This is a genomic window from Bacillus sp. FSL R9-9530 (genome assembly GCF_038008145.1).
In the GTDB taxonomy this organism is placed as follows: Bacteria; Bacillota; Bacilli; order Bacillales; family Bacillaceae_G; genus Bacillus_A; species Bacillus_A mycoides.
Genome location: NZ_JBBOYO010000001.1, coordinates 3,349,461 through 3,361,668 on the forward strand (window position 1 = coordinate 3,349,461; position 12,208 = coordinate 3,361,668).

9 protein-coding genes are annotated in these 12,208 nt (G+C 35.0%); 1 reads left to right on the forward strand and 8 read right to left on the reverse strand.

What is annotated here, in order from left to right:
- Nucleotides 1–135 precede the first annotated feature (135 nt).
- Nucleotides 136–261 carry an NprX family peptide pheromone gene (locus MKX66_RS16845; RefSeq protein ID WP_002029719.1) on the reverse strand — a complete coding sequence of 42 codons (126 nt, stop codon included), beginning with the start codon at nucleotides 259–261 and terminating at the stop codon, nucleotides 136–138.
- A gap of 1 nt (nucleotide 262) precedes the next feature.
- Nucleotides 263–1,534 (reverse strand): tetratricopeptide repeat protein, encoded by a 1,272-nt coding sequence (locus tag MKX66_RS16850; RefSeq protein ID WP_002029721.1) that lies wholly within the window; start codon nucleotides 1,532–1,534, stop codon nucleotides 263–265.
- A 199-nt stretch (nucleotides 1,535–1,733) separates the two neighbouring features.
- Here MKX66_RS16850 and MKX66_RS16855 point away from each other — a divergent pair, with 199 nt between their 5' ends.
- Nucleotides 1,734–3,197 (forward strand): nicotinate phosphoribosyltransferase, encoded by a 1,464-nt coding sequence (locus MKX66_RS16855; protein ID WP_002169184.1) that lies wholly within the window; start codon nucleotides 1,734–1,736, stop codon nucleotides 3,195–3,197.
- 224 nt (nucleotides 3,198–3,421) lie between these two features.
- Here the strand turns inward: MKX66_RS16855 and MKX66_RS16860 are convergent, their stop codons facing one another.
- From MKX66_RS16860 to MKX66_RS16885, 6 genes are all read right to left on the reverse strand, one after another.
- Nucleotides 3,422–5,776, reverse strand: a complete 2,355-nt coding sequence (locus MKX66_RS16860) for a heavy metal translocating P-type ATPase (protein WP_341086770.1) — start codon at nucleotides 5,774–5,776, stop codon at nucleotides 3,422–3,424.
- 20 nt (nucleotides 5,777–5,796) lie between these two features.
- Nucleotides 5,797–6,174, reverse strand: a complete 378-nt coding sequence (locus tag MKX66_RS16865) for an ArsR/SmtB family transcription factor (protein WP_002010461.1) — start codon at nucleotides 6,172–6,174, stop codon at nucleotides 5,797–5,799.
- Nucleotides 6,175–6,523: 349 nt separating this feature from the next.
- Complete coding sequence (locus MKX66_RS16870; protein WP_016101850.1) at nucleotides 6,524–7,084, reverse strand: class I SAM-dependent methyltransferase; 561 nt, start codon at nucleotides 7,082–7,084, stop codon at nucleotides 6,524–6,526.
- Nucleotides 7,085–7,210: 126 nt separating this feature from the next.
- On the reverse strand, nucleotides 7,211–8,626 hold the full coding sequence (locus tag MKX66_RS16875; RefSeq protein WP_002063741.1) for an amino acid permease: 1,416 nt from the start codon (nucleotides 8,624–8,626) through the stop codon (nucleotides 7,211–7,213).
- 103 nt (nucleotides 8,627–8,729) lie between these two features.
- A complete protein-coding gene (gene ald, locus MKX66_RS16880; protein WP_002010453.1) occupies nucleotides 8,730–9,863 on the reverse strand; it encodes an alanine dehydrogenase in 1,134 nt (377 codons plus the stop codon).
- Between the two features lie 370 nt (nucleotides 9,864–10,233).
- Nucleotides 10,234–12,105 carry a glycerophosphodiester phosphodiesterase gene (locus MKX66_RS16885; protein WP_341086772.1) on the reverse strand — a complete coding sequence of 624 codons (1,872 nt, stop codon included), beginning with the start codon at nucleotides 12,103–12,105 and terminating at the stop codon, nucleotides 10,234–10,236.
- Between the last annotated feature and the right edge of the window lie 103 nt (nucleotides 12,106–12,208).

Consider the following 12,208-nt stretch of genomic DNA (forward strand, 5'->3'; position numbering starts at 1 on the left):
GTTTCATATTATCATTATGTTTCCACTATTAATATACTAAAAATTCAATTAATTTCTTTCTCAAGTGTTGTAGAATTTTGAGGAACAAATATTGAAAAATAAAAACCCCCTTTCCGTTTGGAAAGGGGGTTTTTATTAAGAGTTTACCACTTCAACTACATTCTCTCCTTGACCATAGATATCCGATGTCCAAGCATACTGAGGTTCCAATACCACTAATACAGCTACCAAAGCCAAAGCACCAATAATTATTTTCTTCATATTATTTTCCTCCCTTTTCTTCCAATAAATTAATTGCTAATTTATAATAGTTATTACTTTCTCGAAACTCTAATAATTCTTCATGATACGCTGCTAGTTCTAAATACACCATTTTTAATTCCTTTTTATTCTCTTCACTTCTATAAAATGGGATCGCCTCAACTTCTAAAAATTTTTTATAAACATCTTTAGTTTCAAAGTATTTATGCTTAAGCACTAAAAGTATATATAGCATACTTTTATACTTTTCATCCCTCTTCGCGACATCTACCCCTTTACTGATCCACTCTTTTGCTTCTTCAAATTCTTTTAATTCTATACACTGTAAAGCAATCTCATATACTGCATCAATATAATTTAAATCCTCTTCCTTCTTATACTTTAAGCATTGCAAATAATAATCTTTAGCCTTTGCATAATCTTTTAAGTTATAGTACAAAAATCCTAAGTTATTTAAAGCAATAGCTGTTATGCTTTCTTTATCAGCAAAAGAATTCGCCTCTCTCAAAATATTATTATAAATAGAAAGCGCTTCATCATATTGCCTTTTCTGTATGTAACTCAACGCAATAAGCAATTGACAATTTATTACATACCGAAACTTATATTCATTCTTAAATCCCTCCATTGCTACATTAGCAAAATGTAAAGTCATATGTTCAACTTCTAATTCATTGTAAACAAGAGCTAAATTAAAGTATATTCCATTTTCGTGATACCCTTGCTCCTTCGCCATTACTTCTGTTCGAGCCAAGTACTCCAATGCCGTCTTATATTTATGTTGTAAGAAATAATATAATCCCTTGCTATACGTATATAATAATTTCTGGAATGGTGAATACTTTTTATACATCTTCTTTAAGCTCTCTAACTCTTCTTCGACAGCAGGAAAATCCCTTTTCATAATTAAATAACGTGTATACAGCAGTTTATAATAATTTATAATTTCAAAATCCAACACATGCTTCATTTCACCTTGCAACTCTTCGTATATGCGCTCTACTTGTTGCTTGTCCAAATGAACTAATGCATTCAACCACTCGTCCAACTTCACTTTCACATCTTCTTCTACATCTCTCAAATCCGTCACAGCAATTTCTAGTCTTGTGCAGAGCAATTGTAGAATTTCTTCTGATGCTTCAATCTTTCCATTTTCGATCTTACTTAAGTATGAGACAGAACAAATGCCCTGACATAATTCTTCTTGTGTCATTTTTTGCTGTAGCCGTTTATAAAAAACTTGCTTGCCTATTTTTTCTAATGTTTGTTGCATTGTCCTCCTCCATTCTCATTACCCCCACTACTCTAATAATACATAAAATCTAGAGAAATATAAATTGATAAATGTAAATTTTCTAAAAAATATGCATTATTTCATTTTTTTCTCTCTTGACTTCAATCCCCTATTACTTCTTTGCTACGAAAGGGGAAAAATTGGTATACTATAACCAAATTACGGAGGTGTTTTCGCAATGAATCATTATAAAGACGATAGTTACGCCTTACATACAGATTTATATCAAATCAACATGGCTTATACATATTGGAAAGATGGTATTCATACTCGCCGTTCTGTTTTTGATCTATACTTTCGAAAGCTTCCATTCGAAAACGGCTATGCTGTTTTTGCTGGTCTTGAAAAAATTGTAGAGTACATAGAAAATTTCAGCTTTACCGAAAGTGACATCGCTTATTTAGCAGAGCTGCAATTTGAAGAAGACTTCCTTCATTATTTACAAAACATGAAATTTACTGGCACGATTCGTAGTATGCAAGAAGGCGAAGTTGTTTTTAATAACGAACCATTATTACGTGTTGATGCACCGCTTGGCGAGGCACAAATAATTGAAACCGCCCTCTTAAATATTGTAAATTACCAAACATTAATTGCTACAAAAGCTGCACGTATGAAGCACGCTGCAAATAATGATGAGCTTTTAGAGTTCGGTACAAGACGCGCTCATGAGTTTGATGCTGCCCTTTGGGGAACACGAGCTGCCTTTATTGGTGGTTTTTCATCTACAAGTAACGTTCGCGCAGGGAAACGATTTGGCATCCCTGTAGCTGGCACACATGCCCATTCTTTCGTTCAAGCATATCGCGATGAATATGTTGCATTTAAAAAATATGCTGAAACACATAAAAAATGTGTATTTCTTGTCGATACATACGACACATTAAAATCTGGTGTTCCAAATGCGATTCGTGTTGCAAAAGAGTTCGGGGATCGTATCGATTTTTATGGCATTCGCCTTGATAGTGGTGATATGGCATATTTATCAAAGGAGGCCAGAAAACAACTTGATGCAGCTGGATTTACAAACACAAAAATTATCGCTTCTAGCGATTTAGATGAATATACGATTATGCACTTGAAATCTCAAGGGGCAAAAATTGATGTATGGGGTGTTGGTACAAAGCTGATTACATCCTTTGAGCAGCCAGCATTAGGGGCTGTTTATAAACTAGTCGCTATTGAAGATACTGACGGAAAATTAAATGATACGATTAAGATTTCATCTAATCCTGAAAAAATTACAACCCCAGGACTTAAACGAGTTTATCGTATTATTAACCGTGTTAACGATCATGCAGAGGGCGATTATATTGCTTTAGAGTCAGAAGAACCCGGAAAAGAAGAGCGTTTAAAAATGTTTCATCCAGTTCATACATATATAAGTAAATTCGTAACAAGCTTTGAAGCACGCGAACTACATCAAGATATTTTCATTAACGGTAAAAGAGCGTATGAATTACCTAATATATTAGATATTCAAAAGTATAATGAACGCAGCCTCTCACTATTTTGGGAAGAGTATATGCGAACTTTAAACCCAGAAGAGTACCCTGTCGATTTAAGCCAAGAATGTTGGGATCATAAAATGAATTATATTCAAACTGTTCGAGAACAGGTTGAAAAAAATATACAAAAATAAAGTGAAGCTTTAATCAGTGGGGTTTTGTCCCTCCCCCACTTCTCCATTTTTCAATACTATATAGATATTTTTAAAAAATATATTAAAATAATAAGAAGAATATTATATTTTTGTAAATTTATATATTAAATTATTTAAAAACAAAATAATATTTGATATTATTTTCTTGAGTCACTTTCAACAAAATAACCAATAAAAAAGAGGACGCAATTGCGTCCTCTTTTTTATAAATCTTTTACTCGTAGTACACGCATTGCATTTAATACTGCAAGTAACGTCACACCAACATCTGAGAAGACTGCTTCCCACATTGTTGCAATACCAAAGGCGCCGAGTAATAACACTAACCCTTTTACCCCTAATGCAAATATAATATTTTGCCATACGATGCTACGTGTACGTTTTGCAATTTTTACTGCTGTCACAATTTTTGAAGGCTCATCAGTCATAATAACGATGTCAGCAGCTTCAATTGCTGCATCTGACCCTAAGCCTCCCATCGCAATACCAACGTCTGCCCTTGCTAGTACTGGCGTATCATTAATACCATCACCGACGAATGCAATCTTTTCTTTACCGCGTTTTGCTGCATCAATTTTTTCGATTGCTTCTACTTTTTGGTGTGGTAATAATTCGGCATGAACTTCATCTAAACCTAATTCTTTACCAACAGCTTCCCCGACTGATTTTGCATCACCAGTTAACATGACTGTCTTCTTAATACCTAGTTCTTTTAACTTTTGAATTGCTTGTTTTGAATCCTCTTTTACCTCATCAGAGATAACAATATAACCTGCATATTTACCATCTACAGCAACATGAACTAGTGTACCTACTGTATTTGGTTGCTTAAATGTAATGTTTTCTTTGCTCATTAATTTAGCATTACCTGCGAAAATTTCTTTTCCTTGTACTTTTACAACCGTACCATGACCAGAAATTTCACTATAGTCTTCAATAGCATTTTCATCGATTGATTTTCCATATGCATTTCGAATAGATTGTGCAATCGGATGATTTGAATATACTTCTGCAAATGCTGCATATTCTAATAGCTCTTCAGCTGTGATACCTTCACTAGGCTCCATCTTCGTAACTTTAAAGACACCTTTTGTTAATGTTCCTGTTTTATCAAAAACGATATATTTCACATCATTCAATGCTTCTAAATAGTTACTTCCTTTTACTAAAATACCACTTTTAGATGCCCCACCAATACCGCCAAAGAATCCAAGAGGAATCGATACAACGAGCGCACATGGACAAGAGATTACTAAGAACACTAAAGCTCTATAAATCCAATCGGAGAATGTAGCACCCTCTAAAATAAGTGGTGGAATAAATGCCATTATTGCTGCTGTTATAACTACAACAGGAGTATAATAACGTGCAAACTTTGTAATAAAGTTTTCTGTTGGCGCCTTTTTGCTACTTGCATTTTGTACTAAGTCTAAAATTTTCGATACCGTGGATTCACCGAACTCTTTTGTAACTTCGACAATTAATACACCATTTTGGTTTACAAAACCACTTAATACGTCATTACCAACTTCTACTTCCCTCGGTACAGACTCACCTGTTAACGCTGAAGTATCCATCATTGATGTTCCCTCAACTACTTTCCCGTCTAACGGTACTTTTTCACCTGGTTTTACGATAATATACTCACCAATTTGCACATCTTCTGGTGATACTTGTTTCGTTTCGTTTCCAACTTTCACATTCGCATAGTCAGGACGAATATCCATTAATGACGTAATTGATTTTCGAGAACGATTTACTGCAATACTTTGGAACAGTTCCCCTACTTGGTAAAATAGCATAACTGCTACCGCTTCTGGATATTGTTGAATCGCGAAAGCTCCTAAAGTTGCAATTGCCATTAAAAAGTTTTCATCGAACACTTGGCCGCGAGTTATGTTTCTTACCGCTCTCCAAACGATATCTCCACCTATTAATAAATAAGCAAGGACGAATAATGGAATTGTTATCATTTGCGGTAATCCGGCTAACGCAGCAATTCCTGTCAAAATTCCACCGACTACTAATCTTCCTATCATCTTTTTCACATTTCCATCACCATGATCATGGTCGTGTCCTTTTTCCTCTTCACGAACAACTTTTACATCAGGCTCTAACTTTTGAACAACATTTTTTATATTTTGTACAGTCGATTCAAGTTCTCGTTTATTTGCAACTTCTACTCGTAATTTCTTTGATACGAAATCAACAGTCGCTTCTGAAATTGTTGGCATTTCCTTTACCTTATTTTCAATCTTCATTGCACAATTTGCACAGTCTAAGCCTTCTAGTACAAATACTTCTTTTACTGATTTTGTTTTTTGCTCTTCTTGCACTTTAATATGTGGCTCTAATTTTGTAACAAGTTGCCTCGCTTCCGTAACAACTTGATTTTCTTTATTTTGCGGTGTTTCTAAAAGCATCGTTTTTGTTGCAAAGTTTACGGAACAAGATGTTACCCCTTCTATATTCCCAACACCTTTTTCAATTTTCATTGCACAATTTGCACAATCTAAACCTTCTAGCATAAGTTTCTTTTTCACTAATGCTTCTGCCATCGTTCTCCCTCCTCGCTTTTTTATTCTTCCTCGTTTACGTGTTCAAACGCTTGCTCGAAGATATGAATTACGTGTTGATCAGCTAATGAGTAATAAACTACCTTTCCTTCTTTACGGTTCTTTACAAGCTTCGCTTGCTTTAATACACGAAGCTGATGTGAGATTGAAGATTGCGTCATTCCTAATAAATAAGCTAAATCACAAACACACATTTCAGCTTCAAATAATGCATGTAATATTCTCGTACGTGTACGGTCACCTAATACTTTAAATAATTCTGCTACTTTACTTAAACTTTCATCAGTCGGAATTGTTTGTTTTACTTGATCCACGATTTCCTCGTGAATTACCGTTTGAGAACATGCTTCCTGTTGCGTTTCTACTTTATTTTCAGCCATCACAGCTCACCTCTTTATTTGAACATATGAACAACTATTCATATGTCTTATATCTTTATTATATGAGCGTCCATTCATATGTGTCAATGAATTCTCATACATTTTTTAAAACATTTCGTTTATATTTCAAAATAAATATATAAATATTCTCCGCATCTATCATGCCCTTCATACAAAAAGGATGCACGAAAACTACCGTGCATCCCTTCTTATTTATCCCGCATTAACGGGCAGTAAGACTCCCACCTCAAAATGCAGCTGGAACAAAGAAGTTAGGTGGGAGATTAACTGCCCGTAAAAGCCCGATTGGTGAGGGCTAATAATCAGTGGGGGATGAAGCCCCCACTGATTAAAGTTTCACTTTATTAACTTTTACTGCATCCACAATTAACGAAGCAAATCCTAATTTACCATCTTGATTTCTATGATCAAAACGTTTCGATCGATAAATAAATCCACCGTTCTCTTCCCAATCACTATAATGAAACTGGCCATTCTCATCACAGTATTCTAAAAGCTTTACTTGAAAACCTACTGCTTCAAACATAGATATAATCGTTTTGTAGTTATGTACAATTTTATGACTTGCAGCTGGATGATCTAACGGGCCAGGTCCTCCCACTTGCACACCACGCTGATATTCTTCATTGGGGAAAAATGCATCCGGCACTGCACAACGAATATAACCATCATCTTGTAAAAACTCAAAGCATATTTTAGCTGCTTCTATACCTTCTTCATACGATAAATGCTCCCATACATGTTCAGCTAAAATTACCGATAAAGAATTAGGCTGAAATTTATTAAGCCACGTTTCTCTTTTTAATAAATTTAATTCATCCTCATTTGTATGTAACCAACCTGGGTTATTATTATATCCCTCTGCTCCAACGACAACTTTCGTCTCCATCTTTCCACCCCTTCTTATATTCCGACATAAAAATTCGACAACATAACATTGGTCTCCTTTATTTCCCCAAAAGAAAAAGCCTTGCGCGCTCCCTAGACGCACAAGGCTTACTAACTTTATATCCCTTTAATTAGCTTTTTCTAAACTATCTTGCGAACTTCCATCGTCTTTTAAATGACTATGTTTTTTCGAATAAACAAAGTATACAACCACTCCGATTGCTAACCAAACACCGAAGTATATCCATGTTTTTAACGGTAGATTTACCATTAAGAATAGACAGCTTGCAACTGAAATAATCGGTAAGATTGGTACAAGTGGTACCATAAATCCACGTTGTAATTTCGGGTGCGTTTTACGAAGAATGATGACAGTTACACCAACCATCGCAAATGTTAATAACGCTCCAATATTCGCTAAATTCGACAATTCTTTTAAATCGATAAATCCGGCAATTAAAGCACTACCAATTCCTGTTAACCAAACTGAAAATGTTGGTGCTTCTGTCTTCTTGTTAATTTTCGCAAAAGATTTTGGCAATAAACCGTCACGGCTCATAGCGAAGAATACACGTGTCGTAGCGTAGATGTATGCGAAAATTACAGCCATAATACCAATTACAGCTCCAATAGCGATTACACCAGCCACTTTATCTTGTCCTACAACTTCTAATACATAGGCCATCGCTTCAGGTACATCTAATTCCTTATAAGAAACCATACCTGTCATAACGAGACAAACTACAACATAAATGATTGTACAAATGACTAATGAAGCAATAATACCAATCGGCAAATCACGTTGCGGATTTTTTACTTCTTCAGCAGAAGTTGCTAATGCATCAAATCCTAAGAAAGCGAAGAATACTGCTGCTCCTCCGGCAAAGACTCCACTTAAGCCGTACGGTGCAAATGGTATCCAGTTTTCTGGTTTCACGTAGAATACACCAACTGCAATGAATAAAACAACAATACCAATTTTAATTAATACCATTATGTTATTCACACGCTTACTTTCTTTTGTACCTCGTGATAATAACCAAGTTATCACCAACGTAACGATAACTGCGGGTAAGTTCACCATACCACCTTGCGATGGAATCGTTAACAACGCTTTTGGAATTTCAAGTCCCAATCCACTCACTAAATTATTGAAATAACCTGTCCATCCACCAGCTACTGCGGCAGTCGTTACGACATATACGGATAGCAATGTCCATCCCATTAAATGGGCAACAAACTCACCAATTGTTGCATATGAATATGTGTACACACTACCTGAAACAGGAAGTGCAGATGCAACCTCTGCATAACATAAAGCTGCAAATCCACAAACAATTGCTGCAATCATAAATGAAAAAATAACTGCTGGACCAGCATCTCTTGCTGCTACTAATCCAGTTAATACTAGAACTCCTGTACCAATTATCGCACCAATCCCTAGCATTGTTAGGTCAAATGCCCCTAGCGTTTTCGTCAAAGTTTTACTTTTACTTTCCCCTAACAATTGCGTAACGGATTTCTTTTTAAATAGGTTGGCCACGATGAATGCCCCCTTTTACCAAGAAGAGCTAAGAGGTATTATCTCTTAGCTCTTATCATGTTGTTTTATATATTGTTCGATTTTGTTTTGTATAATGCTTCTATTAGCAAGATACTGTTTCTGCTTCTAATAATTCTTTAGCACCTTTGTACTCTACACCGTGAGCTTCTGCAACTGCTTCGAATGTTACATAGCCTTCTAATGTATTAATACCTTTTAATAATGCAGTGTTGCCTAGGCAAGCTTCTTTGTAGCCTTTGTTAGCAATTTGTACTGCATATGGTACTGTTACGTTTGTTAATGCAAGAGTTGATGTACGTGGAACCGCACCTGGCATGTTTGCAACTGCATAGTGAACAACGCCGTGTTTTTCATAAGTTGGGTTATCATGAGTTGTAATACGGTCAGTTGTTTCGAAAATACCACCTTGGTCAATCGCGATATCTACAACAACAGAACCTTGTTCCATTGATTTAATCATTTCTTCTGTTACAAGTTTTGGCGCTTTTGCACCTGGGATTAATACTGCACCGATTACAAGATCAGACTCTTTTACAGCTTCTGCAATATTGTAAGGATTAGACATTAAAGTTTTTACTTGGTTTCCGAAAATGTCATCTAATTGACGAAGACGTTCTGCACTTAAGTCGATGATTGTTACATCCGCACCTAGTCCAACTGCAATTTTAGCAGCATTTGTACCAGCTTGTCCACCACCGATAATTGTTACTTTACCACGTTTAACTCCTGGAACACCTGCAAGTAAGATACCTTTACCGCCTTTGTTTTTCTCAAGGAATTGCGCACCGATTTGTGCAGCCATACGACCAGCTACTTCACTCATAGGTGCAAGTAATGGTAAAGAACGGTTTTCTAATTGTACTGTTTCATATGCGATAGCAACAACTTTCTTCTCGATTAACGCTTTTGTTAATTCTGGTTCTGGAGCTAAGTGTAAGTATGTGAATAAGATTAAACCTTCGCTGAAGTGTTTGTATTCGCTTTCAACTGGTTCCTTAACTTTCATAACCATTTCCATGTTCCAAGCTTCTTCAGCTGTATCAACAATTTTTGCTCCCGCTTCAACATACTGAGCATCTGTGAAACCAGATCCTACACCTGCATCCTTTTGAATGAATACTTCGTGATTGTTACGAACTAAATGTACAACACCTGCTGGTGTCATTGCCACACGGTTTTCGTTGTTTTTAATTTCTGCTGGTACCCCAATACGCATAATGAAATGCCCCCTTATAATTAACAGAAAAAAGGAATTCTTTTTTCTTTTTGTAATAATTAATAACTTATGTCCTTATTCTAGCATAACTTAAAAATTATGAAAACGCTAACATACCATTTTTTTAAAGTTTATATATTTAGAATAGTGTAAATATACGAAACATTGATTCTATTGGGTTACTTGTACCATCTCATTATCTATCACTCTATTTACATTATATCCATTCAAAACGCATAGTAATTATTTATTATTTGACAATAATGTAACAATGCAAAAAAACTAAGTAGTTACGTATACATATACACTTATTACTTTGTACAATACTTTAGAAATATATTCTTTCCATAAAAAAAACAGCTACTAGCATTTAGCCAGCAGCTGGATAGATCATAAATAACTTTGAAAATAGATCTTCTGTCGTCTCGGTAATTTTATCAAACATATCACTTTCACGATCTTCTTGCTCTTTTAACATCTTAATTGTTTCACGTGCGTCTTCAGGATAATCGGTAATGATACCATCCACGTTTAACTTATAATATGCCTTTAAACTTTCCATATCATTTACTGTCCATACGTAAATTGGCTTGTTTAGCTTCCTTGCTTCTTTTACTAATTTCTTATTTAACATGTATTCTTCTGCTACATAAAAATCAGCCTTCACATTCTTTAAGTTAGCTCTACTCGCATACAGTATGTATCCTACTTTTATATTTGGATTTGCACGTTTAAACTCTTTAATAAGCGGATAGTGTAACGTTTGAATGACACATTGCTTCTCAAATTCATTATCTTTAATCGCTTTTAATACTTTGTTTACGAAATCTTTTTCGCCACCATGGAGCTTCACTTCAATATTAAGTTTGATTTTTCCTTTTGCCAGCTTAATGATCTCATCAAGTGTACTTATTTGTCCTGAAAACCCATCTTGACTAAGGGTAAGCTCTCTTAACTCCTCCATCGTTAAATCTGACACGTGAACATTAGCATTCGCAAGACGTTTTAGCTTCAAATCATGTATAACTGCTAGTTCACCGTCTTTTGTTTGCAGTACATCAATTTCAGCGTAGTCTGCTTTGGCATCAATAGCCCCCTGCAGAGCTTCTTTCGTATTCTCTACACCTTTTGAAATATAACCACGATGAGCCATAATAATTGGTTCTTTATATGAATTTGAAATAAACGTTACAATGAAGGCAACGACCATTCCGGCAGTAATAATTCCTACAATATATACACCAATAAATTTCCAACGATGTTTTTGGAAGAAACATTTATCTGCTTTTGTTTTCGAATAATCTAATCCTTCTTCTAATAAAACATCTTCAACCGGAACCTTTTGTAAATACAATCGTGTTATTGCCATAACATAAAATGGCGTCACGATAAAACTAAATAAATACAATGTACTCGTTAAAAATACAGACATTGTTGATTCTGCTAATAATGCAAATGTTCCCTGTGGATTTGTAAATTCATACATGCCCCATAGACACAATAAATACATTCCAAAAAATACACCGTACACAATCCCTATTGAAATAAAAAATCCTACTAAAAAGAATAGTACTTTAAAAAAACTTTCTTTTACTAACGTTGCACTTTTACGTGCTGCTGTGCGAAACGGCTTTTGCTCTAAAACAACAATAGGTAGAACAAAAATCCAGCGAAGGTTCAAATACGCAACTACAGCAAAGAACGTGTAATAACCAACTTGTCCCATCGTTGTCTTAAACAGTTCTCCTGTAATAAAGTTAGGAATTTGAATTTGCGGAATTAATGCCGTTTCATATCCAAGATTTAAAAGCGGTAACAATACGACAGCATATAAAATAAATCCCGGTAAGCAATATGTGAAAAGAGTAGGTAAATACGTTACGGTTTTATATAAAATCGGACGTAATTTCACCTTTTGTCTTTTATGAGCGAAGTACGAAATGATAATAAGCACCGCAAATTCCGTAAAGATAAGAAACAGTGCTAACAATGATAAAATTACGATTGCCAAAATGCCGTATGGTGTCTTTAAAAACGCTAATAATTCATCATTCGTCGCATTTGCATAACCACCAAAATACAATAACTTATTAAAAATGATCCCAAATAGCGGGACAAATACAATCGCTGCTAATAATTTATAAGCAAGTTGAAAGGTTAATACATTCCAAAAAGCAAATCTAACTGTTTGAAAGGAATGTCCCATTACCCCTGGTATAGATAGTCTTTTACGGTGTTGCATATATTCCTCCACATTCTAAAACGATATTTGAGATGGATTCCATATTTCCATTTCCAACCCATCTTTTTAATAATAATATATTCCGCTTAACATGAACACTCTT

Excerpts from the sequence above, each read along its gene's own strand:
- MKX66_RS16845 (WP_002029719.1), bottom strand. The coding sequence starts at position 261 with ATGAAGAAAATAATTATTGGTGCTTTGGCTTTGGTAGCTGTATTAGTG.
- MKX66_RS16850 (WP_002029721.1), bottom strand. The coding sequence starts at position 1,534 with ATGCAACAAACATTAGAAAAAATAGGCAAGCAAGTTTTTTATAAACGG.
- MKX66_RS16855 (WP_002169184.1), top strand. The coding sequence starts at position 1,734 with ATGAATCATTATAAAGACGATAGTTACGCCTTACATACAGATTTATAT.
- MKX66_RS16860 (WP_341086770.1), bottom strand. The coding sequence starts at position 5,776 with ATGGCAGAAGCATTAGTGAAAAAGAAACTTATGCTAGAAGGTTTAGAT.
- MKX66_RS16865 (WP_002010461.1), bottom strand. The coding sequence starts at position 6,174 with ATGGCTGAAAATAAAGTAGAAACGCAACAGGAAGCATGTTCTCAAACG.
- MKX66_RS16870 (WP_016101850.1), bottom strand. The coding sequence starts at position 7,084 with ATGGAGACGAAAGTTGTCGTTGGAGCAGAGGGATATAATAATAACCCA.
- ald (WP_002010453.1), bottom strand. The coding sequence starts at position 9,863 with ATGCGTATTGGGGTACCAGCAGAAATTAAAAACAACGAAAACCGTGTG.
- MKX66_RS16885 (WP_341086772.1), bottom strand. The coding sequence starts at position 12,105 with ATGCAACACCGTAAAAGACTATCTATACCAGGGGTAATGGGACATTCC.